Consider the following 23812-nt stretch of genomic DNA (forward strand, 5'->3'; position numbering starts at 1 on the left):
GATGAAGTGTACCAATTCATACAGAAAAGGGGTAACTTAAATGACGATTCAAGCAAAACGTACGATCCGCGCAAAAAAAGGACTTGAACTCGAGTGCAAAGGCTGGGAGCAGGAAGCAGTACTGAGAATGCTGTATAACAATCTTGATCCTGAAGTAGCGGAAAAGCCAGAGGATCTGGTGGTATATGGCGGAATCGGGAAAGCTGCCAGGAACTGGGAATCATTTGATGCAATCGTGGAGACGCTGAGACGGCTTGAAAATGATGAAACCATGCTTGTACAATCCGGAAAGCCTGTTGCCGTCTTTAAAACCCACAAGGCCGCACCCCGCGTTCTGCTGTCCAATTCCGTGCTTGTGCCAAAGTGGGCAACGTGGGAACACTTCCATGAACTCGACAAAAAAGGCCTGATGATGTACGGCCAAATGACAGCTGGAAGCTGGATTTATATCGGTACACAAGGAATCCTGCAGGGAACGTATGAAACTTTTGCCGAATTGGGCCGTCAGCACTTTGGCGAATCACTGAAAGGCACAATCACCCTAACTGCGGGCCTCGGAGGAATGGGCGGCGCCCAGCCGCTAGCCGTTACGATGAACGGCGGCGTCTGCCTTGCCGTTGATGTTGACAGCGAGAGAATACAAAAACGCCTGGACACCCGCTACTGCGATAAAATGACAACCTCTATTGACGAGGCAGTTATGTGGGCCGAAACAGCAAAGCTGAACGGAGAAGCCGTTTCGATTGGCCTAGTGGGAAATGCCGCTGAAGTTCATCACGAGCTTCTTAAGCGCAATGTGAAAATTGACATTGTTACAGACCAGACATCTGCTCATGACCCTTTAAACGGTTATGTACCTGAGGGCATGTCGCTCGAAGCCGCAGCCGGACTCCGCTCATCCAATCCAGAGGAATATGTGCGCCGGTCTAAGCGATCAATGGCACGGCATGTAGAAGCTATGCTCGAATTCCAGAAGAGAGGCAGCATCACATTTGATTATGGAAACAATATCCGCCAGGTGGCCAAAGACGAAGGAGTAGAGCAAGCATTCGACTTCCCAGGATTCGTGCCTGCATACATTCGCCCGCTCTTCTGCGAGGGCAAGGGTCCTTTCCGCTGGGCAGCGCTATCAGGGGATCCTGAAGATATTTACAGAACAGACAGGCTGATTAAAGAGCTGTTCCCAGAAAACGAGGCCTTGAACCGCTGGATTGATATGGCACAGGAAAGAGTAGAGTTCCAAGGACTTCCTTCCAGGATTTGCTGGCTGGGATATGGGGAAAGAGAAAAGATGGGGCTTGCCATTAATGAGCTTGTCAGAAATGGAGAACTGAAGGCGCCGATCGTGATTGGCCGCGACCATTTGGACTGTGGCTCTGTCGCTTCGCCAAACAGGGAAACAGAAGCAATGAAAGACGGAAGCGATGCAGTTGGGGACTGGGCCATTTTAAATGCGCTCGTCAATGTAGCTGCAGGTGGTTCGTGGATTTCCGTCCACCATGGCGGAGGAGTTGGAATGGGCTATTCCCTACACGCCGGCATGGTAGCAGTAGCCGATGGAACCGAGCTGGCAGAAGAACGATTAAAAAGGGTGCTGACTTCAGACCCGGGAATGGGAATTGTCCGCCATGCAGACGCAGGCTATGAAAAAGCGATTGAAGTGGCAAAAGAAAAAGGCGTCGACATCCCGATGCTAAAATAATTGGGAATCACGGATCCGAAAGGCGTATATGCCTTCGGATCACCTTGTTCGGAATGTTCTCCAATTATTAAAGAGAGAGGGGCAAAGATCATGAAGTATGATTTGCTTGTATTCAATATCGGTCAGCTGATCCTTCCTGATGGAAATTCAGGTCCACAAAAAGGCAAGAATATGGCACAGCTTAACATTATGGAGGATGCCGCTTTTGCTGTACAGGATGAAAAAATTGCCTGGATCGGAGCTTCAAAAGAAGCGGTAGGGCTGAGTGCAAAAGAAGAGAAGGATGCGGGCGGGAAAGTAGTCTCACCTGGTCTTGTTGATCCTCACACACATCTTGTTTTTGGCGGTTCCCGGGAGCATGAACTCGGCATGAAGCAGGCTGGAATGGGTTATTTGGATATTCTGGCGAACGGAGGAGGCATTCTCTCTACTGTTGACGCCACTAGAGAAGCTTCTGAGGAGGAGTTGTTTGAAAAAGCATCCTTTCATCTGGAAAGAATGATTAGCCACGGAGTGACAACTGTTGAAGCGAAAAGCGGATACGGCCTTGATTCGGCAACGGAGCTGAAGCAGCTAAAGGTTGCAAAGCGCCTGAAGGAAGTCTACCCTGTCGATATGGTTTCAACCTTCCTTGGGCCGCATGCAGTACCTCCTGCGTACAAAGGCCGGGAAGAAGAATTTCTTCAGGAAATGATTTTACTGCTAGATGTCATCAGGTCAGCAGGGCTTGCCGAATTTGCCGATATTTTTTGTGAAACAGGTGTCTTCTCCATCGAACAATCGAGACAATTTATGCAAACAGCGAAAGATAAGGGGTTTGGATTGAAAATCCACGCTGACGAGATTGATCCCCTTGGTGGTGCAGAGCTGGCAGCTTCGCTTGGTGCAGCTAGTGCTGACCATCTTGTTGCTGCCTCCGATGAGGGAATCCAAAAACTTGCGGAAAACGGTACAGTTGCAGTACTGCTTCCTGGCACAACTTTCTACCTTGGGAAAGATCAATTTGCGCGAGCGCGGAAAATGATTGAAGAAGGCGTGGCTGTTGCGCTGGCGACAGATTTCAATCCAGGCAGCTGTGTAACGGAAAACCTTCAGCTCATCATGTCGCTCGCCGCCCTCAAGCTTAAAATGTCCGCTGAAGAAATTTGGAATGCAGTAACAGTAAATGCCGCCTACGCAATCGGAAGAGGAGGAGAGGCAGGGGTGTTGGAAATCGGGAAGAGCGCCTCCTTTGTCGTTTGGGATGTACCAAACTATCAATATATTCCTTATCATTATGGCGTGAATCATGCAGAATCAGTCTTTGCCGGAGGAAAAAAGGTATGGGAGAGAATGCCGCATAGCAATGTGAAACTTTCTGCAGCAATGGAAGCCAACCGTTTTTAAAAAGAATGTTACTAAATAAGCTTGGTTTGATTGAACCAATTTCAGCATTTTAAATGTAAAAATATAGAGTCCTGCCACAGCCTTTTGGCTGTGGTATTTTAATTTGAGTTAATTTCATAGAGTTTGCTGGATTTAGTGGTGAAATAGCTGATTTGTCGGGTGAACATATTGAATTCTTTTCAAAACTAGTCACGCTCTAAGAAATTTTCAGAATGGAACTTGTACACTCTCCGCTAATGGACATGTTGAAAAAAATCCTGACTAGGATTGATTTATTGCCGATTAGCACGAGGTTATTCCCCATTAAAGTCGTAATATGCCTGATTAGTATCAATTTATTCCTCGTCATTGTATTATAACTCTATTAATGTTAAAAAAGATTTGAAGCCGCTGATAATCAAGAATGAAAACTAATTTCCTGATTATTGCCCGAGTGTTGAAAGTAGATTGCCAGCTTTAAATCATCCATAATGGTAAGACGCAAAGCAATCGCTTTGTATAAAATGCAGCAAGGGGATAGGAAAAGAGGGGATAAAACTGTGATTAGGTTTGAAAATGTGATAAAGACTTATCCTGATGGTACGGAGGCAATCAAGCCGTTGAATCTTGAAATTAAAAAAGGGGAATTTTTTGTCTTGATAGGACCAAGCGGTTCAGGGAAAACGACCTCGCTGAAAATGATCAATCGCCTGATTGATCTAAGCGAAGGGACGATATATATCAACGGCAAAAAAATCAGTGAATACAATATTCATGAACTGCGTTGGAACATTGGCTATGTACTTCAGCAAATTGCCTTGTTTCCGCATATGACAATTGAGGAAAATATCGCGGTTGTGCCAGAACTGAAAAAATGGGAAGAGAGCAAAATCAGCAAGAGAATTGACGAGCTTCTTGAAATGGTGGGACTGAATCCGGAGACTTACAGAAACCGGATGCCGCACGAACTTTCGGGTGGCCAGCAGCAAAGAGTTGGTGTGGTTCGTGCACTTGCAGCGGATCCGGAAATACTTCTCATGGACGAACCGTTTAGCGCGCTTGACCCGATTAGCAGAGAAAAGCTTCAGGATGATATTCTTACTCTTCAGAGGAAAATAAACAAGACGATCGTATTTGTCACACATGATATCGAAGAAGCGCTCAAGCTTGGAGACAGGATTTGTGTCATGAGAGACGGCGAAGCTATTCAGACTGGGACTCCCGAGGAGTTATTGGATCACCCTGTTGACCCGTTTATACCGGAGTTTATCGGTACAAGAAAAGTTTCTTTCAGCAAGAATGAAAGTATTGAAGGATTGTTGGATTATGCAGTGGAGGAGCTTCCAGAACATGCTGCTATCAAAGCGCTGCCTTTGTCCGCAAGCATTTCTGAGGTACTTTCCTGTTTGGAACAGGAGAAGGCTGTAAGGATTATGGATAATGGTCAATTTCTTGGCGTCATGACAAGGGAAAGTGTCATCTCCTATTTGTCCGGCAAACTTAAGAAGGGAGGATTCTCCCATGAGTAACTTTGCAGATGTTTTTTCAGAAAGACAGGGAGCGCTTTGGACTGCTCTTCTTCAGCATGTACAGATTTCTTTCATTGCCCTTATTTTAGCCGTGGTGATTTCAATTCCATTAGGCATCTATTTGACCCGGAAAAAGAAGCTTGCCGAGGTGGTCATTGGGGTTGCTGCTATCCTCCAGACCATTCCGTCCCTTGCTCTACTGGGGCTGCTGATTCCTCTATTTGGGATTGGAAAGGTGCCCGCAATCATTGCCCTTGTGATCTATAGCCTTCTGCCTATTTTAAGGAATACGTATACTGGAATTAAAGAAGTGGACTATTCCTTGATTGAAGCAGCGACTGCTATGGGCATGAATGAAAGGAAACGGCTGCTAAAAGTAGAATTGCCACTTGCTATGCCTGTGATTATGGCTGGCATAAGGACCGCTATGGTGCTGATCATCGGGACGGCTACACTTGCTGCACTTATTGGCGCAGGGGGATTAGGCGATATCATTCTCCTCGGAATTGACCGGAATGATACAAGCTTGATTGTGCTTGGAGCCGTACCTGCAGCACTGCTTGCAATCCTGTTCGATGTGCTATTGCGAAGATTTGAGACAATGTCATTTAAGAAAACGCTGATGACGTCAAGTATACTTGCAGTTGCGGCAGCGCTCATTATTGCATGGCCTTTTTTTCAAAAGGAAGATGAAAAAATCGTCATTGCCGGCAAGCTTGGTTCAGAACCAGAGATTCTGATCAATATGTATAAAATGCTGATAGAAGATGAAACCGGCTTGGCAGTGGAATTGAAACCGGGACTTGGAAAAACATCTTTTGTCTTTAATGCTTTAAAATCCGGTGATATCGATTTGTATCCTGAATTCACGGGGACGGCCACTATTGAGTTTTTGAAGGAAACGGCTGTCAGCACCGATCGCCGTGAAGTTTATGAACAGGCAAGGGCGGGTATGGAGGAAAAATTTGATATGTCCATGCTTCGTCCGATGGCTTATAACAATACGTATGCCTTGGCTGTCCCACAGTCAGATGCCCAGAAATACGGGTTAAAGAAAATTTCTGACCTGAAGAATGTCCAGCAAAACATGAAAGCAGGTTTCACACTGGAGTTCTCCGATCGGGAAGATGGATACAGAGGGATCCAAAAGAAATATGGCATTTCTTTTGCCGGTATGGTGACGATGGAACCGAAGCTTCGCTATAACGCAATCAAAACTGGAGATATCAATCTCGTTGACGCCTATTCGACAGACAGTGAATTAAGGCAATACAATCTTACAGTACTCGAAGACGATAAAGAGCTTTTCCCGCCATATCAGGGAGCACCATTGCTTAGAAAAGAGACGGTAGAGAAACACCCTGAAATCAAAGCCGCCTTGGAAAAGCTTTCTGGGAAAATCAGCGATGGTGAAATGCGGGAAATGAACTACTTAGTAAATGTAAAAGGGAAAAAGGCAGAGGATGTAGCGCAGGATTTTTTGAAAAAAGAAGAGTTACTGAATGAAGGTTAAAGCGGAGTAACCTTCATCTGTCCCGAAATGTTGAGCGCAGTATTTTTTTAAAAAGACAAGACAGTATTTTTTAGGCAAAGATCGTCCCTACTCGCTGATGTCAGCCGGGTATGAGGCGATCTTTTTTTGGTAAAGGTAAATTTTGATAGTCAGTGGTGAATTTTATTAAAAAACGATGATAATGACTGATTTTGAAGGTGAAATAAGCTTTAGATTTTATATTCACTTGCTTTCTGGTTTTGTAACCGGTTATAAACTGCAGTTTGGAAGAAGACCAGCACAGAAAAAACAGTCTATCTCCGGTAAACGCAATCTATCTACGGTTACGGCCGTTCTACCTCCGGCTAGCCCTCAATCTATCTATAATCATTTCAAGTTTATTCCAAATAGCGATACATAGGTCTTTTTAGTGTAATGAAATGTAAAAGAACTTCTCACAAAAAATGGTGGTTTAGCATATAAAATACCTACCTAACCAAGTTATCAGCAGTCTTTAAAAAAATAAATAATCTTGTAACATTCAAATCTTCCTTTGAATATTATATAATCAAATAGAGGTTTGAATGTTTGTGAGCCAGGGAGGAAGCTAGCTGTGAAAGAGGATGACGTGTGTCAGGTAGAGTGTGTCCACGAAACGAAAGTAAAACAGGTCTTGAACGGCCTAGATCCTGAATTCATTTCGGGAATGGCCAAAATATTTAAAGCGCTAGCGGATGATACGAGACTGAAGATTGCTTATTCGCTCTATCTCGAAGGCGAACTATGTGTTTGTGATGTTGCTTCGATAGCAGGGTCAACGACTGCGACAGCTTCTCATCATTTGCGTTTCTTGCGCAGGAATGGCTTGGCGAAATACAGAAAAGAAGGAAAGCTGGTTTATTACTCTCTCAGTGACGACCATGTGAAACAATTGATTGTGATGGCATTTGAACATCAAAAGGAGTTGAATGACAATGACTGAACAAGATGAAAAGCATGTATATCGCGTCCAGGGATTATCATGAGCAAGCTGTGCCCAAAAGTTCGAAGAGAACGTAAAACACCTGGATGGTGTTTTAGATGCGAAAATAAATTTTGGAGCTTCAAAAATTACGGTTTACGGTGATGCAGGAATACAAGGATTGGAAAAGGCAGGCGCTTTTGATAACCTGAAGCTGCGTCCTGAGAAGGCTCCGCTGGAACCTGAAGTGCAAGAATCATTTTGGAGGGCAAACCTTGCAGTACTCATTTCTTTGGCGTGGATCATCCTTGGATACACACTGCAATACGCTTACGGAGAAAACGATGTCTTAACAGTTTTAGCTTTTGTTGGAGCCATTCTTTCTGGAGGGTTCAAGCTGTTTAGGATAGGGCTTTCCAATCTTGCAAGATTAGATTTTGATATGAAAACATTAATGACTATCGCGGTTATTGGTGCAGCTTTGATAGGCGAATGGACAGAAGGTGCAGTGGTAGTTGTTCTGTTTGCAATCAGTGAAAGGCTTGAAAGCTATTCGATGGATAAAGCGAGGGCGTCAATTCGCTCATTGATGGATCTTGCACCAAGAGAGGCCCTTGTAAGGAGGAACGGCATCGATATGATGCTGGAGGTAGATGAAATTGAAATTGGTGACCTGATGGTGATAAAGCCGGGACAAAAAATCGCAATGGATGGCACTGTCATCAAAGGGCGTTCAGCTGTCAGCCAGGCAGCTATCACTGGTGAATCGCTTCCGGTTGAAAAAACGGCTGATGATGAGGTTTTTGCCGGAACATTGAATGGAGAAGGCCATCTCGAAGTAAGGGTCACCAAAAGGACCGAAGATACGACCATTGCAAAAATCATCCACCTTGTAGAGGAAGCACAAGAGGAAAAAGCGCCATCCCAGGCTTTTGTCGACAGGTTTGCCAAGTACTATACGCCTGCAATCATCTTGTTTGCGGCCTTAACAGCCATACTTCCGCCATTAGTGCTTGATGCCGATTGGGGAAAATGGGTCTATCAAGGACTTGCGGTCCTAGTCGTTGGCTGTCCTTGTGCCCTTGTCATTTCAACTCCGGTTTCCATTGTCACAGCGATTGGAAATGCAGCGAGAAACGGCATCCTAATCAAAGGCGGTATCCATCTTGAGGAAATGGGTTCAATTAAGGCAATCGCTTTTGATAAAACAGGAACCTTAACGAAGGGTGCTCTTGAAGTGACAGACTTTGAACTTCTGGACGAAAAATACTCTGAAATCGAAATCCTTGGAAGGGCCGCTGCCCTTGAATACCATTCCCAGCATCCGCTTGCTTTAGCCATCAATACGAAGGCAGAAGCGGATCATGTGAATTTTAAGGAATGGGTGGTGGACAGCTTCGAGTCTGTGACTGGGAAGGGCATTATTGGAAGCATTAAGGGAGAAAACTTCTATGTGGGAAGGCCTGACTGGTTCGAAGAAATGGCAAATGGACCCCTGCCGCAAACAGCAAAAAACCGGATTGCCGAGCTTCAATCCGAAGGCAAAACAGTTATGGCTGCAGGCTTACATGGAAGAGTTCTTGCTTTAATTGCTGCTGCGGATACATTGAGGGAAGAAAGCCAGCATGTCGTACACAGGTTGCATCAGCTTGGAATCCAAAAAACAATCATGCTGACTGGTGATAACGAAGGAACTGCAAGAGCAATCGGCAAGGTCATCGGTGTTTCTGATATTCAGGCAGGTTTGATGCCGGAGGATAAGCTTACCTATATTAAAGAATTGCAAAAAACATACGGAAAAACAGCAATGGTCGGCGATGGCATTAATGATGCTCCCGCATTGGCTGCTGCATCGGTTGGGATAGCGATGGGAGGAGCTGGGACGGACACGGCCCTCGAGACAGCTGATATAGCGCTGATGGCAGATGATCTTAAACAGCTGCCATTCACTGTCAAGCTTAGCAGGAAGGCGCTTTCGATCATCAAGCAGAACATCACTTTCTCCCTTGGTGTTAAACTGCTTGCCTTGCTCCTGGTCATTCCAGGCTGGCTGACGCTGTGGATTGCCATTTTCGCGGATATGGGCGCGACACTTATCGTTACTTTAAATGCGATAAGGCTAATGTGGCTAAAAAAGTAAGTAGGAAATTGGAATTACTCCTTGACAAATCAGTCGTTCGTTGCCATAATTTTATAAAAATTGACGAACGTTAACGGGGGACCAGTAAGCGGACCTTCTTGCGACAGAGAGCGGGATTTACAAGCTGAAAGATCCCGTAGCATGCAAACCGCTGAACCTGCTCCCGGAGTCCTGTGCAACACACGGGCGCAACCTGGCGTTATCAGGTAAAGCGGGATGCAGTAGCATCCAAACTAGGTGGTACCGCGGAAGATAGCTCTTTCGTCCTATTATTGGGACGGAAGGGCTTTTTTGTTTTTTATTCGAAAAATTGGAGGGATACCAATGGGTAAACAGCGGATTGTTATAAAAATCGGGAGCAGCTCGCTCACCAATGAGAAAGGGAGTATTGACCATGATAAGCTTTCGGATCATGCGAGAGCAGCAGCAGTTCTCCACAGAATGGGTCATGATGTCATCCTTGTATCATCAGGTGCCGTAGCAGCAGGCTTCGCCGGGCTTGGTTATCCTTCCAGGCCGGAAACCTTGAAAGGCAGACAGGCTGCTGCTGCTGTCGGTCAAAGCCTGCTAATCCAGGCATATACAGCAGAATTCTTAAAGTTCCAGATCACCCCTGCGCAAATATTGCTGACCCGCAGTGATTTTTCAAGGCATGAAGGTTACAAGAATGCTTATGCCACTATTTCCGAGCTTCTCGAAAGAAGAATACTGCCGATTATTAATGAAAATGACACTGTTTCCGTTAAAGAGCTTACATTCGGGGATAACGATATGCTTTCCGCACTTGTGGCTGGGATGCTCCACGCTGACAGATTGATCATTCTGACCGATATTGATGGTCTGTATGATGGAAACCCAAGAACCAATCAGAATGCAAGGAAAATCACGATGCTTGAGGCAGTGACAGATGAATGTCTTTCGGCCGCGGGAGATGCAGGGTCAAAATCGGGAACTGGCGGAATGCGATCTAAGCTGATTGCCGCCAGGACGGCGCTGTCGCTGGGTGTGTCAGTTTTCATTGGGCTCGGGAAAGGTGAGGGTAAATTGTCCGAAATCCTTGAGGGCAGAGGCAATGGTACGTATATCGGGAATCATGCACGGAGGGCAGTCAATTCAACGAGACAATGGATCACCCACCATTCAGAGCCCCAAGGGAAATTGTTTGTTGATAAGGGCGCAGAGGAAGCGATTATTTTTAAAGGGAAAAGTCTGCTGCCAGCCGGGATTTCAACATTCCTTGGCCAATTTCAAAAAGGGGATGTTGTTGAAGTCCATGGCAGTGGAAAGCTTCTTGGAAAAGGGCTGGTTTCCTATTCTGCGGAGGACCTTGGCAAAGTTATCGGAAAAAGAAGTTCGGCTGCAAGGAATGTACGTGAGGTCATTCACCGTGATAAATGGGTTAGGATATAGGGAGGAATTTACTATGGGCGAAGCACTTGAAAAAGCAAAACTAGCAAAAGAATCGAGCAAATACACAGCCTCATTGCCAACGGAAGTAAAAAATCACGCGCTTGAATGTATTGCAAATGAGTTGCTCTTGGATATGGATGATATTCTTGCTGAAAATGCAAGGGATTTAGAAGCAGGAAGGCAAATGGGATTAACGGAGAGCGTTTTGGACCGGATTCGTCTCAGTGACGACAGGATTAGAGAAATCGCAGAAGCTGTACGGCAATTGATTCAGCTTGGTGACCCAATCGGTGAAGTCCTGGAAACGATCAAAAAAGAGAACGGACTTGTGATCTGCCAAAAGCGTGTTCCTCTTGGTGTCATTGGAATGATCTACGAAGCGAGGCCCAATGTGACTGTTGATGCCGCTGCCCTCTCATTAAAAACAGGCAATGCGGTTATATTAAGGGGAAGCTCTTCTTCCATCTATTCTAACATTAAACTAGTGTCAGCCATCAGGAGAGCACTTATAAAAAGCGGTATTCCAGAGAACGCGGTGCAATTGATTGAAGACTCTGACAGGGAAACAGCCAAAGAACTTTTTTATCTGAATGAATATTTAGATGTGCTTATTCCTAGGGGTGGGAAAAAATTAATACAAACGGTACTGAAGGAATCGACTGTTCCTGTATTGGAAACGGGAGCAGGAAACTGCCATATTTACATTGATGACAGCGCAGACCCTGAAATGGCGGAAAATATTGTCCTGAACGCAAAAGTCCAGAGACCATCAGTATGTAACGCTGTTGAAACCGTACTTATTTCTGATTGCTGGTTCTCAGAAAATGGCAGTACCCTGCTTGAAGCCCTCCGGAAAAATGGTGTAGACCTTATCGGGGACAAAGCTGTGTGCAAAGCCTGCCAATCTGTTGAACATGCTACTGAAGAAGATTGGCACACTGAGTACCTTTCGCTGCGAGTGAGCCTAAAAATCACGAAGACTATCGAGGAAGCTGTCGACCACATTAATAAGTATGGTACGAAGCATTCAGAGGCAATCATCACTGAAGATGAAACCCGGGCACAGTATTTTATGGATCAGGTTGATGCTGCTGCAGTATACCACAACAGCTCGACTCGATTCACGGATGGCTTTGAGTTTGGGTATGGCGCTGAAATCGGAATCAGTACACAAAAGCTTCACGCGAGAGGCCCGATGGGGTTAAAGGCTCTGACCTCAAGCAAATTTTTTATGTATGGAAGCGGGCAGATAAGAAACTAAATTCATGCGCCCGGATGACGGACGTGCATTGAGGGTGAGACATTGAAAATATTGTCCGTTGATGGCGGCGGGGTGAGGGGCATCTTGCCAATCGCATTTTTGACTGAACTCGAAAAAGAATATGAAAAACCAGCCGGCGAAATGTTCGACATCATTACAGGAACCAGTACGGGTGCTATCATTGCTGCAGCATTGGCGGTGGGGATACCAATGGGAGAACTATTGGAGAGATATATGATTTATGGGAAGAAAATCTTTTCTCCCCAAGCTCATCTCGGAATACTTAAAAGTGTTTACAGCGATCGCTATTTGCGACGCCTGCTGAAAAAGGCATTTGGCACAGCAACGCTCCGCGATGTGAACAAGCCGCTCCTTCTGCCTGCAGTTGACATCACTCATGGAAAGCCATTTGTGAACCGTTCAAATTTCGGCTCCAGGAAGAGCGGGGCGCTTGATATTGAATTATGGGATGCAGTCCTATCTTCTTGCTCAGCACCTGTTTATTTCCCACCAAACAATGTGAACGGACAATACATGACGATAGATGGCGGTCTGTGGGCCAATAACCCTTCGCTCGTAGGACTGACGGAAGCGATGCATGAATTTGGCCATACTCTTGACAATATCAGTATCCTGTCACTAGGAACCGGCCGCCAGAAAATTGATTTTTCCGAGGGACCGGCAAGCAGCTGGGGAATTTGGCAATGGGTACCCGTCCCGCTGGCAACAATGAAGCCAGTTCCCAAGCTGCTTGACCTTGCCCTTGACCTTACATCAGAAGCAGTTTCCCACCACTGCCGCCTCATGTTGGGTGACCGTTATCTCAGGGTGAATCAGGATTTAGGTGAAGAGATTCCCTTCGATGAACCGGTATTTATGGAAAAAATGGGTGTGCTTGGACAAAACGCATTTTTTGAGAATAAGGAATCGGTGTCTGCTTTTCTTTTTTAGTCCTTTAAAAGGTCATTTTATCGGTTGTTTTAATTTCCAACTATATTTTAAGCAGGTTGTGAAAAAATAATATCCGTACGATGACTTTTTTAGGAGGAATGCAATATGATCAAGAAAACCGCCGGCATGCTTTTATCAGCTTCCTTACTTTTGGGGACTGCAGCATGCGGGACTGCCGATAATGCAGCAGATGACCGTGACAACAGGTTAAATATCCTTGGGAACGATAATCTTGGAGATGGTAAAGATGAAGGCATTGACCACAATGGTCCGCTGACAAGGGATTATAACGATAACAGCAAGGATAACGATCGGGACATGAATAAGTTTGATGACCGGAAAGAAGATAATGATTACGACCTTGATGTTGACAACCGGGTTTCAAGCTACCAGACATCCATGGACAGCGGCCGTTATCCTCAAACAAAAGCGGTACTGATTGAAGAAGCGAAATATCAATTCGTTCCTTGCCAGCCGGGAGAAGATACGGGTGCGGCCCAGCAGGCGCCTCCTCCAGTTCAGCCTGGATCACTGCAGCAGGATACTGGAATTGGCAACCAGCAAGGGCCCAAAGCAACAGAACCTGGGATTGGAAACCAACCTGCACCGGCACCTGCACCGGCACCTGCGCCGACACAGCCGCAAACTGGCACCGACAATAAAGCAAATACGAGTGCCAGTAAATATGTTCAGCAGGTTATTGATTTGACGAATGAACAACGGACGAAAAACGGTCTTCCTGCATTGAAGGGCGATGCAAAGCTTAGCAGCGTCGCACAGAAAAAATCAGCTGACATGCAGCAAAAAGGATATTTCTCACATACAAGCCCGACATACGGGTCTCCATTCGACATGATGAGGGACTTTGGAGTATCTTATCGCTCTGCTGGAGAAAACATTGCACAGGGTCAGCAGACACCGCAGGAAGTTGTCAACGCCTGGATGAACAGTGAAGGGCATCGTAAAAACATTTTGAGCCGTGATTTTACCCATATCGGCGTGGGATACGAAGCAGCAGGAAACTACTGGACACAAATGTTCATTGGGAAGTAATTGATTGAAGATCGGGCCCTCGATTCATTGAGGGGCCCTTTTTTTGGACTCATTCATCAATTTTTCTTAAGATTTTTCCACGAATGCCCATGCATTTTTCCGGGGTCAACATATTGTAAATTAACTAAAATCGAAAGGTGGTGCACTGAAATGGGTTACTATGGTTGTGGATACGGTTATGGAGGATATGGTTATGGTGGCAGCTGTGGCGGCGGATTCGCTCTGATTATTGTGCTGTTCATCCTTTTGATTATCATTGGCTGCAGTTGTTTTTGCTGACATACGTTAAAGAAGATATTTTACAAAGGCCTGCAAAAGTGCGGGCTTTTTGTAAAGGAAAGAATAACTTTCCATCAATAATACCGCTTGTCCTTTCCATTTAAATGTAATTAATGTATTCTATATGAAGTCAATCCTTAATTTTGTAATATAGGAAATAGTTTTACATTTCTTGCGGAGGAGGAGTAAAATGGGTGCAGCAGTATCAATCATCATACCTGCATATAACACGGGAAAATATATAAAAAAATGTCTGGATTCTGTTTTAAATCAATCATTCAAGGATTTTGAAGTCATTGTGGTCGATGACTGTTCGACAGACAACACAGTTGAACTTGTTGAAGACTATCATGATCCTAGAATAAAAATCTACGAAAATGAGAAAAACAGCGGGCCATCATTTTCACGAAACAGAGCCATCCAATTGGCCCAAGGTGAATATATTGCTATTTTGGATAGTGATGATTGGTGGGCTCCTAATCGTCTTGAAGAGTTAATTGGTTTTATGAAGGTGAAAAATGCAGACATGGTTTTTGACAATTTGCTATACATACGTGAGAATGAGAATACATCGTGGCAAACATACTATGAGTTCAAAAATTTAACAGTCAATAACCCGACTAGTGTTTCACCAGAAAACTTCATAAAATGGGATTTAGGGATATTAAAAGCGATTATAAGAAAAGGTATCTTGGTTGACCACTCCATAAAATATGATGAGTCGATCAAATATGGGGAAGATTTTATTTTCTATTTAGAGATTACGTTACGTTCTAGTAATGTATGGCTAGTCCCAGATGGCTATTATTATTACTTAACAAGGGAAGGGTCTTTAGTTACCCAGATGCATGCTTTGTCTCTCCAATGTGCTCAATCGGCAGATAACTTCCTGAATAAATCAGGTCGAAATCTTGACGATGAAGTAAAGGAAGCCCTTCAGGTAAGGCATTGGGAGTTTATGAAGATTGCTGCTTATTATGAAACGGACCAGTGGATTAAAGACAGAAAACTGGGTAAAGCCATTAATAACATGATTATGGAACCCTATTTATTAAAGATGGTCGTGACGATACGGCTGAGAAAAATGAAACAGAAGCTGATGTTGAAATAAACTAACCCTTGCTGCCTTAAATGGCATGAAATGATAATAATCAGGGAAAATAACAAGGGAAAGATTTCTAAAGAGTAGGTGGAGGGAAAATAATGGACAAACTAGAAGCAGGAGAAGTTTTTACCATAACCGATGAACAGGATCAGGACCAAGAGGTGGAAGTTCTTGCAGTCTTGACTTTGGATGAGGTCGACTACGCAGCTGTGAGCTTTGTCGAGGATCTTCAGCAAGCAACAGAAGAGGATATCGATGTTTTTTTCTTGAAGGTAGATGAAGAAAATGATTTTGCCGCCATCGAATCAGAAGAGGAATTCAATAAAGTTTCCGCAGCTTTCGAGGAAATGATGGCTGCCGAAGAGTAAATAAAAAGCAAGATTTCCATTTGCCGGCCCCTTTGTGAAAGGGGCTGCCTTTTTTATAGAAACTGCCGTCATTTAATCAAGCTCAGCGCATATACTGCTATGACTTTGTTTAAATGGAGGCATATGGAACATGAGAATACTGATTTTAATTTTGCTCCTGATGATGCTCGGTACTTTATCATGGCTCTTTTTCTCATTAGGGGAAGCCCACCGGGAAAACAGCAGGGAAAAAAAGAATTATATTAAAGAGGAATATATCATTACTAAAACCGATGGGGAAGGTTTTCACGGGAAAGCGAAAAACGGCACAGGGATTTATTTTAAAAAAGATAAAATGGTTTCCGGAGAAAAACCAAAGGTGAACGACACGGTTGTTGCCTTTTTTTCCAATAAAGACCGAATAGACGGATTGGTAAAAATTGAAGTGCAAGAATAGCAGAAACAAGAAGGAATAAGGAGTAATACGTCGAATAGCTTCTATAAGGAGCTGAATGATTTGGAGACTGTTATTCTTGTTACTTTTAAAATTACAGGTCTTGCTTCACCCCCTATTCAGGTTGCCTCGGTTCACGAACCGAGCAGGAGCCACATACATGAAAAAATTGAAGAGTTAGCCCGGGAGCAACGCTTATATGGAGAAATCCACTTTAAAAAGCTCCTTCAGGAAAAAGGGCATAAAATGTACATTTACCAGATTGGTGACCATAAATGCATGGTACTTGTCGAGAAACTGGAGAAGGTTATTGGATTTGATAAACAGCCAGAATAGCTCCTTCTTTTATTGGCAAATGGCTGGAAATCATTGTATTTATCTTTTTTCCTCCATTATAGGTCTTGTGACCGGGGAGAATGGAAGGATTTACTTTCTGTTCTTTTTGCCTACAATACTAAGTTGGAGGGATTGCAATGTTAAAAAGACTAATCATTCTTATTTCCCTGCTGGCAGTATTGCTATTATTGGTCCAGTTCAGTGGCTCAAAACCTACAGGCGGTCTTCCAGCAGAGCGTGATAAGAGTGATTCTACTCAATATATAACAAAAGAATATACCATTACCGAAATAGAGGGGGAAACCTATTTTGGGAAGGCAAAAGATGGGACAGGTATCTCGTTCAATGGTGGTGTTATTGAATCTGGCGATGCAGTTAAGAAGGATGATCCGGTCATCTGCTACTTTGAAAAAAATAATGCAGGACGGGGCATTGTAAAGGTAGAACGGAAAAACTAAGGAAAAACCAGCCGCTCTTAAAGAGAGTACGGCTGGTTTTTTTGGGTTTATTTTTTAGGCTCTCCTTTGTTCTGCGATTTAATAAAAGGACGAGAGTGAGTAAATTCACATGGCATTAATGGAAATTATTCAAGAGATTAAAAAACTTAGCACAGCCGACCAACATAGATTGAAAGAGTTTTTTACAACATCATTTGCATCTTATTCCGCGGGTGAACCCTACTTATTAGGAGAAAGAAAAAGTATATATTTTGAAAGTTGGTAGTAAAGTGAATAAAATTCTATCAATTCAAGGCGGTATGGCTGGGGGAAAAACAACACTCACAAAAAGCCTTGAATGTCTCCAAAAAAAAGATGTGCATTTTATATATGAAAACCCCCATCCAATAATTGCGAAAAGAATAAACAAAAAACTAGATATCTATACAAAAGATGGATTTATAGAAAACCAACGATTGTTCATTGAGGCAGAAGTTCAACGGTTTAAAGATTTGCCTGATGGAAAGGTGATTTTCGATAGAGGTCCAGAAGATATTGAATTTTACACCTTGCATTTTCCTGTTGCGAATGGGTTTAGCTGGAGGATTGAACAAGAGCTTAAAGATGAACTTCAAGAATTACGTAGGTGTCGTTCTGATTTTATCTTGTACTTAGACGCTAGTGAAAATACACTTCGCCAAAGGAAACAAGATGATATAAAAAGAAGGAGAAATTCTTTTAATGAAAATTTGAAACTATTCAAGTTTGAAAAGGATTGGTTTAAACAATTTAACACTAGAGTTGTTGATGTAAATCACCAATCACCTCAACAGTTAGAAGAATGGACATTAAACTTTTTGAAAGAAATTCACTTTATATAATCGAGTTATTAAAATAGCTAAAGGACCCGTAATAAAGGGTCCTTATGTTTAACAATTTATCAACATTATCATTTAACAGAGCCTTTTTAAAAAGAATCTGCACTTTTTAGGAAAAGCGTTTTTAAAGAACCAAAACATCGTGTCCGAGATTAATCTTGGTTCATTAGGGGAAAAGTGTTATAGGCGGTATGAATAGGAGGAAAACCATGGACAAAATCCAAAAAGGAAACAATGAATTTTTTATCAGCAGTGAAGGAAAAAAGGCAGCTTTTATTCAGTTCGAGGAGCACGAGAAAGAGCTGACGATTACCCATACAATTGTTGAAGAAGAGTTAAGGGGACAGGGAATTGGTGGAAAACTGGTGGATCGGGTAGCGGAATATGCGCGTGAAAACGGGAAAACCATCAAGCCAGTGTGTTCTTATGCAAGCCATATCATGAACAAGAACAATCATTATCATGACGTATTATCCTCATAAAATCATTGCTTCTGGAGGGAAACCCGGAAGCTTTTTTGTGTAACTCGCAAATCAAATCCTTTACCAAAGTGAAGGTTTTATGCTAAACTCTTCTCTATTGGCTTCCGCAGGGTCCATTCAATAAGGGACGGCTGAGAGAACAACAGGACGGCATCGTTCCATATGCTGTCAATGATCGAGGAGATGAACTGCATGAAGAAGGATCAGCCTGAATTATGGACCAGGAATTTTATTAGTGTTTCAGCTACAAATTTCTTTTTGTTTATGACCTTTTATTTTCTACTTGTTACGCTTCCAATATATGTCGTTGAGAATCTTGGCGGCGAGAAATCAGAAGCAGGATTGATGACAACAGTTTTTCTGCTTTCTGCAATCCTAATCCGTCCCTTTGCTGGAAGGTGGATTGAAAAACATGGGGGCAGAAAAGTTCTGCTTTTTTCGCTGTTCGTTTTTTTAACAGCGACCATTCTCTATTTTTTCGTCAGCAGCATTACTGCCTTAATGGCGGTTCGCTTTCTCCACGGAATCGGTTTTGGCATTGCGACTACATGCACAGGGGCAATTGTTGCCGACATTATTCCTGATTCACGCAGAGGAGAAGGGATGGGATATTTCATCCTGTCATCCACACTCGCCATGGTCATTGGGCCATATGTAGGTTTGACGGCCATGCAGGAGTGGGGCGTCAATGCCATGCTTGACTTTGCGGCAGGGTCTGCGGTTGCATGTGTACTTGCTGGAAATTCCATTCGTGTGAAAAAGAAACAGATTCAAGAACAGAAAGAACGGGTACAAAATCCATTCAATCTCAAAAATTTATTCGAAGCATCAGCAGTGCCGATTGCGGTTACCGGAAGTTTGTTTGCCCTTGCTTATTCCGCAATCCTTTCCTTTGTCTCGGTTTATGCAGGCGAGCTTGGACTCGGTGGCATATCAAGTTACTTCTTTGTGGTTTACGCTGTCGTACTTTTGCTATCCAGGCCATTCACCGGGAAATGCTACGATCTATATGGACAGAACGTAATCGTTTACCCTGCTATTGTCCTGTTTGCGATTGGGATGCTGCTCCTTGGTATCACCGATTCAGCATTTCTATTCCTAGCTGCTGCAGCTTGTGCTGGTCTTGGCTGGGGAACATTATTTCCGACCTACCAGACTATTGCAATCCAATCCGCACCTCCGAAACGTAAAGCGATGGCTACTGCCACTTTCCTCTCCATTTTTGATATTGGGATCGGATTAGGCTCATACATTGTGGGTCTTGCAGCATCCTTGTTTAGCTTCAGGCAGCTGTACTTGTTTGGTTCGGCCTACATTTTGCTTGGAGGCACGCTCATTTATTATTTGCTTGCCGGACGGAAGTTTCACCATATCCGCAAAAACGAACAAGAGGCCGTGCTATAAAAAACACACGTGGTTCCAAAAGGATCTGCGTGTGTTTTTTCATGTTTAAGATAAGTCAGTATAAATGATTAAATTCCTTCCCATGACAGCTAACTATCCCTTTTCAAAAAGCGCGCATATTATAGGTATAGATTGAAGAAAAGGGAAGTGTTGAATTGTCCTTTTATTATCATGTACAAAAATTCACCGTCAATGGAATGAATCAAAATGCAAATATAGATTTTGGAACGACAACCCAAAATAGTCATACATCCAATGTAAAAGTAGTAGGTGCTTCTGTATCCTTTGGTGACTCTTCTCCTGTCACGTCTAAGATGATGAATGTTAATCGGGAACAGAATAAATTTCAATCGGATGATCATGAGTGAGCAATACATTATCATGTGTTAGTCTCTTTATTTAGCCATTTTGTTGAGATTCATGGTCGTTATTGGAGCACTTATAATGCTTGGTGTAATGATTGCTTTTGGTGTGTTCTTAGTGATGGGCGTAAACGCACTGGTCAAAAAAATGAAAAGAGTAAGACATATTTAAAACGGGTTGGAATTTGGAATCAAAAGGTGAAAAACTGTTTTTAAAGCAACGCTTAATAAAGAGGAAAAGCTGTTTGAACCCGCCCCATGCCTGGAGGCGGGTTCTGTTTTATTGGTTTGCCAAAAGTTTTTCAGTATATTCCTTAACCATTTCGTTGGTGACATACTTTTTTTCGGGAATGAAACGGAGACTGATTTTATTGATTTCACGCGTAACGACATTGATTTTATCAGTATTGAACGGAAGGTCCTGCTTGCAGAGTTCGACTGCTTCTTGTATATAGCTTTCACGTTTATCATCAAGCTCAAGGAAGCGCTTGTATTCCAGGTTTTGCTGATTTGCGTGCTGTGCAAGTGCTTTATGTACATCCATTTGACCACTCTCCCCAATATTGTTCACATAAAAATATCATACCATACACACATACTCAAATGGGTTATAAAGAAGGTTCGAAGGGGGAAAATAAGCGAGCGGGAGGTGTTCAAATGCAGGAAAATCTTGTGATCCTTGACTCAGAAGTGAAGAAGAGAATGGAACAGGAAATCTCAGGCATGTCTTTTACGAAAAATTTTCGTTCAGCCACCGCAGAAGAATGGTATATCTTCCTCCCTGGCTTCAAAGATCCGCTTACGGGAGGTGCCGCAGGCAAAGCGATCATCCATTACAATCTTTACGGAAACAGAGATGTTTTTATCAACACTACTCTTATTTTTGATGATCCTGCCATGTACGAACCATCGCTTCATCCGCTCATTTATGCGCTAGCAGATGAAACAGTCAACAAGCTTGTGGGTTATGCCGACACACTCCTTTCAGTTCATGCTGGAAGGAACTCGTATCAGGCTGAATATAAATCACAATCGCAGTAAAAAACTTTTGGAAAAGGGGGGTTCTTCCATGGGCAAAAAGACAGATGCTAAGGAAAGCTTGAAAATTGCAGGAAGACTGTATAAAGCTGATGACCACGACAAGAATGACACCCTCTCATCGGGGCTCGCGATGACCCACGAGCAGGTAAGGGACTGCTATTCAGAAGGGGAAATAAAGTCTGACATTGATCTTGTAAACGGTAAAGATACTTCTATACCCAAGAAAGGTTAAGAGTAGGGACAGTGGTCCGTTTTACCTCACATAAAGAATGACTCAGAAGGGATAATAAATAACGCTGCAAGTAATATGCGGCAAACGAAATGATGGGGAGGAATATTCAATGGGTATTCTTAGCGGAAATCCAAAAAATGAGCCGATGCACTATGGTGAAGTTTACCTAACGTGGATGCATTTGTCCGCTGCCAAAGCATTTGTTGCCGGTTACGAAACACTTCTTAACCATACAGGGGATAGCGACTTGAAAGAATTAATCAAAGACGTCCTAGAAAATGGAACAAAACCGGAAATCAAGCAGATTGAAGTATTGCTTAAAGATCATGGTGTAGGACTGCCGCCAAGCCCGCCAGAAAGGCCGGAAGCATGCATTGAAAACATTCCTCCGGGTGCACGCTTTCTCGATCCGGAGATTGGGATGAAGCTTGGGATGGATCTGGGTGCAGGGTTGGTTAGCTGCAGTGCCGTAATGGCGGAATGTCTGCGTGAGGATATCGCTCTTATGTACGGCCAATTCCATATGAAGACGACACAATATGCTGCCAGGACGCTAAGGCTGTTGAAAGATAAAGGCTGGCTTGTTCCACCGCCGCTTCATATCGATCAATCCGATTGTTAAGGAGGCTTATCCATGTCCCAGCAAGGTGAGTATCAATCCAATGGAGAACAGTATAAAATGCCGAAAGCACTCCGGGGAAAACGCAACTTCCGCTATCGTGTCGGCTACACTGCCAGCACGGGCAATGATACAAACGGGAAAGACGAACCAGGAAAACGAACAGATCTATAAATAGAGAGAAGCTGCCTGTCACCAGAAGGCAGCTTCTTTCACTTTTATTGGAGATTAGGACTGGCGGAGGTTCAATGCTGTCTGGGTAGCCTGAAGGTCAACATTCAACTGTTCCTTCAGGTTATCGGGATGGTAATAGCCCTTGTCGACCATATAGTTGGATATTCTTTCATGTGTTTCAACGGCATCATTTAAATATTGCTTTAATGCCTCACGCACTTCAGGAGTTGATGCCTCAGTAACGGCTACTGCAAGGTTCTTTACGCCTGTTTTGGCAGACACCAAAAAATCGGTAGCAATTACCTGATCAGTCATGGCACCCATGTTGCCGTTATTTTGATTCATGAAGCTGTCATTTTGCATAAAGCTGTCATTTTGGTTCATGCCCTCGCTATTTAGATCGCTGCCGTTTTGGTTCATATCGTTCATTGCGTTTCACCCCTGTTTGTCATAAATTCCTGAATGCGCTGGATTTGTTCCCTTGTCATGCTTGCATCCTCTTGCAGGATGCTCTGCAGTTCAGAATCTTTGGCAAGGCCGCCCATCATTGTTGATTTGGTCAAACAAAGGTTCTTAAACGTCAATAGTTCATGCAGTTCGTACGTTTCATGAGGTGCCATGTAATGTGTGTTGTCCATATGAATCCTCCTCGATAATATTCTAAAAAACCACACAGTCAATAGAATGTGTAAATAAGGAGACTTTATTCTGAGAAAAAGTAAAATATCATTGAATATGACAGTAAGCTCAGGGTTATCATACCGTTGAAAGGAGTGGGACTGGAATGAAAGATATTCTGCAGCAGGCGAAAACCGAATTGGAAAAAGCGTTTGACGAGCGGGGTAAGCATGATCTGACCCTGACTATAAGTGAACTGCAAGAAGCTAGGGAGAAATTCGGAGATAAAGGTACAATGATCGAGGATGCAATCCGTTCGCTGACACAAGCGAAAAATGCACAGAGAGAGCATGAAACAGCAGGGGATATTGCCTCGTCAGCGGCATTTGGCGAAGCGTTCAACAGTCTGGATCAGGCAATTGAATCATATACCAACCATGATAATGACCCTCTATAATAGGAATATCCCTGATCTTAGACCAGGGATATTCTTCAAAAATCAATCGAAATGACCAGCTGCGGGCTGATGGCCTGTTTTTTTTCGTTTAATACTTCGCTAGTCGTGACCTTGAAGGATTGTATTTCGGTTTTCTCTACTATAAAGCCAAGATTGCCTTTCTTTGCTTCATTTTTCCGGATTTGTCCATTCAACTCTTCCAGGTATATGTCTTCTTCCCAGCTTTTAGTTTCAGCGCTGTCTGTTTTTACACTTGCAGCAGGAGCAAAAAACAGTGTTTCATTAGAGCTGTTGTTAACTTCTACAGATAACTTAATAAAATCAAATTTGTCCTCATGTGTATAGCTGTGAAAGAAATCCGTCAGGCTGTAGTCTGGGCGGTAAGTCATCTGCTTTGCCTCGGTAATTTTCATCGTAATAGGTCCAGAAGATATTTTTTCGTTCAATTTTTTATATTCCTTAAGCACTAGCTCTCCTTTTTCATCGCTAAAGGATTGACCTTTGACTTTTAGAGAACGGTCATCTGTCACTTGCGGGTTCGAAACATAAGATGGGGGGGAACTCTCCGGCACTTTTTCTTCAGCTTTTCCGGATTCTGATTTGTGTTTTTCTCCAGTTTCCTCATCCGGCTTCTGGCTGCAGCCAAACAGCATGGCAACAGATAAAAGAACGAATATCAACTTTTTCAATGTATTTCCTCCTGGTTATAAAGAAAAATATCCC

At 43.4% G+C, this 23812-nt stretch carries 29 protein-coding genes, 1 pseudogene and 1 other annotated feature; of the genes and pseudogenes, 26 read left to right on the forward strand and 4 right to left on the reverse strand.

Going from position 1 to position 23812, the window contains the following annotated elements:
• Positions 1 to 40 precede the first annotated feature (40 nt).
• The 21 genes and pseudogenes from hutU to D1970_RS09255 all read left to right on the forward strand — a co-directional run bounded on the left by hutU (position 41) and on the right by D1970_RS09255 (position 19954).
• Positions 41 to 1702 carry a urocanate hydratase gene (gene hutU / locus D1970_RS09155; RefSeq protein ID WP_119112557.1) on the forward strand — a complete coding sequence of 554 codons (1662 nt, stop codon included), beginning with the start codon at positions 41 to 43 and terminating at the stop codon, positions 1700 to 1702.
• Between the two features lie 90 nt (positions 1703 to 1792).
• Positions 1793 to 3088, forward strand: coding sequence for an imidazolonepropionase (gene hutI, locus D1970_RS09160; RefSeq protein ID WP_119112558.1), 1296 nt, complete (start codon positions 1793 to 1795; stop codon positions 3086 to 3088).
• A 539-nt stretch (positions 3089 to 3627) separates the two neighbouring features.
• Positions 3628 to 4596, forward strand: coding sequence for an ABC transporter ATP-binding protein (locus D1970_RS09165; protein WP_119112559.1), 969 nt, complete (start codon positions 3628 to 3630; stop codon positions 4594 to 4596).
• A complete protein-coding gene (opuFB, locus tag D1970_RS09170) occupies positions 4589 to 6109 on the forward strand; it encodes an osmoprotectant update ABC transporter permease/substrate-binding subunit OpuFB (protein ID WP_119112560.1) in 1521 nt (506 codons plus the stop codon). Before D1970_RS09165 ends, opuFB begins: the two co-directional genes overlap by 8 nt.
• Positions 6110 to 6701: 592 nt before the next feature.
• Entirely contained in the window at positions 6702 to 7070 is a 369-nt protein-coding gene (locus tag D1970_RS09175; RefSeq protein WP_119112561.1) for an ArsR/SmtB family transcription factor, read from the forward strand.
• Positions 7063 to 9189: a heavy metal translocating P-type ATPase gene (locus tag D1970_RS09180; protein ID WP_119112562.1), complete on the forward strand. Its 2127-nt coding sequence runs from the start codon at positions 7063 to 7065 to the stop codon at positions 9187 to 9189. The genes D1970_RS09175 and D1970_RS09180 overlap by 8 nt, the downstream gene beginning before the upstream one ends.
• 61 nt (positions 9190 to 9250) lie before the next feature.
• Positions 9251 to 9461, forward strand: a binding site (T-box leader).
• 52 nt (positions 9462 to 9513) lie between these two features.
• The gene (proB, locus tag D1970_RS09185) at positions 9514 to 10599 is read left to right on the forward strand and encodes a glutamate 5-kinase (protein ID WP_119112563.1); all 1086 of its coding nucleotides are present in this window, start codon (positions 9514 to 9516) and stop codon (positions 10597 to 10599) included.
• 13 nt (positions 10600 to 10612) lie between these two features.
• The gene (locus tag D1970_RS09190; protein ID WP_119112564.1) at positions 10613 to 11860 is read left to right on the forward strand and encodes a glutamate-5-semialdehyde dehydrogenase; all 1248 of its coding nucleotides are present in this window, start codon (positions 10613 to 10615) and stop codon (positions 11858 to 11860) included.
• A gap of 42 nt (positions 11861 to 11902) precedes the next feature.
• Positions 11903 to 12811, forward strand: a complete 909-nt coding sequence (locus tag D1970_RS09195) for a CBASS cGAMP-activated phospholipase (protein WP_119112565.1) — start codon at positions 11903 to 11905, stop codon at positions 12809 to 12811.
• Positions 12812 to 12916: 105 nt separating this feature from the next.
• Complete coding sequence (locus tag D1970_RS09200; RefSeq protein ID WP_310648616.1) at positions 12917 to 13864, forward strand: CAP domain-containing protein; 948 nt, start codon at positions 12917 to 12919, stop codon at positions 13862 to 13864.
• 150 nt (positions 13865 to 14014) lie between these two features.
• Complete coding sequence (gene yjcZ / locus D1970_RS09205) at positions 14015 to 14143, forward strand: sporulation protein YjcZ (RefSeq protein WP_119112566.1); 129 nt, start codon at positions 14015 to 14017, stop codon at positions 14141 to 14143.
• A 190-nt stretch (positions 14144 to 14333) separates the two neighbouring features.
• Positions 14334 to 15254, forward strand: coding sequence for a glycosyltransferase family 2 protein (locus D1970_RS09210; protein ID WP_119112567.1), 921 nt, complete (start codon positions 14334 to 14336; stop codon positions 15252 to 15254).
• 92 nt (positions 15255 to 15346) lie between these two features.
• The gene (locus D1970_RS09215; protein WP_119112568.1) at positions 15347 to 15616 is read left to right on the forward strand and encodes a DUF1292 domain-containing protein; all 270 of its coding nucleotides are present in this window, start codon (positions 15347 to 15349) and stop codon (positions 15614 to 15616) included.
• A gap of 130 nt (positions 15617 to 15746) precedes the next feature.
• Positions 15747 to 16052, forward strand: coding sequence for a hypothetical protein (locus tag D1970_RS09220; protein WP_119112569.1), 306 nt, complete (start codon positions 15747 to 15749; stop codon positions 16050 to 16052).
• A 60-nt stretch (positions 16053 to 16112) separates the two neighbouring features.
• Positions 16113 to 16385, forward strand: a complete 273-nt coding sequence (locus tag D1970_RS09225; protein WP_119112570.1) for a hypothetical protein — start codon at positions 16113 to 16115, stop codon at positions 16383 to 16385.
• A 137-nt stretch (positions 16386 to 16522) separates the two neighbouring features.
• On the forward strand, positions 16523 to 16843 hold the full coding sequence (locus D1970_RS09230; protein WP_119112571.1) for a hypothetical protein: 321 nt from the start codon (positions 16523 to 16525) through the stop codon (positions 16841 to 16843).
• A gap of 109 nt (positions 16844 to 16952) precedes the next feature.
• Positions 16953 to 17084, forward strand: a pseudogene (locus D1970_RS09235) (IS1595 family transposase); the annotation flags it as partial.
• A 58-nt stretch (positions 17085 to 17142) separates the two neighbouring features.
• Positions 17143 to 17703 (forward strand): AAA family ATPase, encoded by a 561-nt coding sequence (locus D1970_RS09240; protein ID WP_219915625.1) that lies wholly within the window; start codon positions 17143 to 17145, stop codon positions 17701 to 17703.
• 206 nt (positions 17704 to 17909) lie between these two features.
• Positions 17910 to 18182 carry a GNAT family N-acetyltransferase gene (locus D1970_RS09245; protein WP_119112572.1) on the forward strand — a complete coding sequence of 91 codons (273 nt, stop codon included), beginning with the start codon at positions 17910 to 17912 and terminating at the stop codon, positions 18180 to 18182.
• 192 nt (positions 18183 to 18374) lie between these two features.
• Positions 18375 to 19586, forward strand: a complete 1212-nt coding sequence (locus D1970_RS09250) for an MFS transporter (RefSeq protein ID WP_119112573.1) — start codon at positions 18375 to 18377, stop codon at positions 19584 to 19586.
• Positions 19587 to 19741: 155 nt separating this feature from the next.
• On the forward strand, positions 19742 to 19954 hold the full coding sequence (locus D1970_RS09255) for a spore germination protein (RefSeq protein ID WP_259339613.1): 213 nt from the start codon (positions 19742 to 19744) through the stop codon (positions 19952 to 19954).
• A 274-nt stretch (positions 19955 to 20228) separates the two neighbouring features.
• On the opposite strand, the gene D1970_RS09260 is transcribed toward D1970_RS09255, so the two are convergent.
• A complete protein-coding gene (locus D1970_RS09260; protein WP_119112574.1) occupies positions 20229 to 20492 on the reverse strand; it encodes a DUF2533 family protein in 264 nt (87 codons plus the stop codon).
• Between the two features lie 158 nt (positions 20493 to 20650).
• On the opposite strand from D1970_RS09260, the gene D1970_RS09265 reads away from it, so the two are divergent.
• From D1970_RS09265 to D1970_RS22330, 4 genes are all read left to right on the forward strand, one after another.
• Positions 20651 to 20989 carry a hypothetical protein gene (locus D1970_RS09265; protein WP_374978548.1) on the forward strand — a complete coding sequence of 113 codons (339 nt, stop codon included), beginning with the start codon at positions 20651 to 20653 and terminating at the stop codon, positions 20987 to 20989.
• Between the two features lie 28 nt (positions 20990 to 21017).
• The gene (locus tag D1970_RS09270) at positions 21018 to 21221 is read left to right on the forward strand and encodes a DUF4025 domain-containing protein (protein ID WP_119112576.1); all 204 of its coding nucleotides are present in this window, start codon (positions 21018 to 21020) and stop codon (positions 21219 to 21221) included.
• A 109-nt stretch (positions 21222 to 21330) separates the two neighbouring features.
• A complete protein-coding gene (locus tag D1970_RS09275; RefSeq protein ID WP_119112577.1) occupies positions 21331 to 21843 on the forward strand; it encodes a DUF3231 family protein in 513 nt (170 codons plus the stop codon).
• Between the two features lie 12 nt (positions 21844 to 21855).
• Positions 21856 to 22014 carry a hypothetical protein gene (locus D1970_RS22330; protein WP_181213249.1) on the forward strand — a complete coding sequence of 53 codons (159 nt, stop codon included), beginning with the start codon at positions 21856 to 21858 and terminating at the stop codon, positions 22012 to 22014.
• A 54-nt stretch (positions 22015 to 22068) separates the two neighbouring features.
• On the opposite strand, the gene D1970_RS09280 is transcribed toward D1970_RS22330, so the two are convergent.
• Complete coding sequence (locus D1970_RS09280) at positions 22069 to 22359, reverse strand: spore coat protein (protein ID WP_119112757.1); 291 nt, start codon at positions 22357 to 22359, stop codon at positions 22069 to 22071.
• 80 nt (positions 22360 to 22439) lie between these two features.
• The gene (locus D1970_RS09285) at positions 22440 to 22652 is read right to left on the reverse strand and encodes a hypothetical protein (protein WP_119112578.1); all 213 of its coding nucleotides are present in this window, start codon (positions 22650 to 22652) and stop codon (positions 22440 to 22442) included.
• A 146-nt stretch (positions 22653 to 22798) separates the two neighbouring features.
• On the opposite strand from D1970_RS09285, the gene D1970_RS09290 reads away from it, so the two are divergent.
• Positions 22799 to 23089 carry a hypothetical protein gene (locus tag D1970_RS09290; protein ID WP_119112579.1) on the forward strand — a complete coding sequence of 97 codons (291 nt, stop codon included), beginning with the start codon at positions 22799 to 22801 and terminating at the stop codon, positions 23087 to 23089.
• A gap of 35 nt (positions 23090 to 23124) precedes the next feature.
• Here the strand turns inward: D1970_RS09290 and D1970_RS09295 are convergent, their stop codons facing one another.
• Complete coding sequence (locus D1970_RS09295) at positions 23125 to 23778, reverse strand: membrane lipoprotein lipid attachment site-containing protein (RefSeq protein ID WP_119112580.1); 654 nt, start codon at positions 23776 to 23778, stop codon at positions 23125 to 23127.
• Between the last annotated feature and the right edge of the window lie 34 nt (positions 23779 to 23812).

It is taken from the genome of Mesobacillus zeae (assembly GCF_003570705.1).
Lineage (GTDB): Bacteria > Bacillota > Bacilli > Bacillales > Cytobacillaceae > Mesobacillus_C > Mesobacillus_C zeae.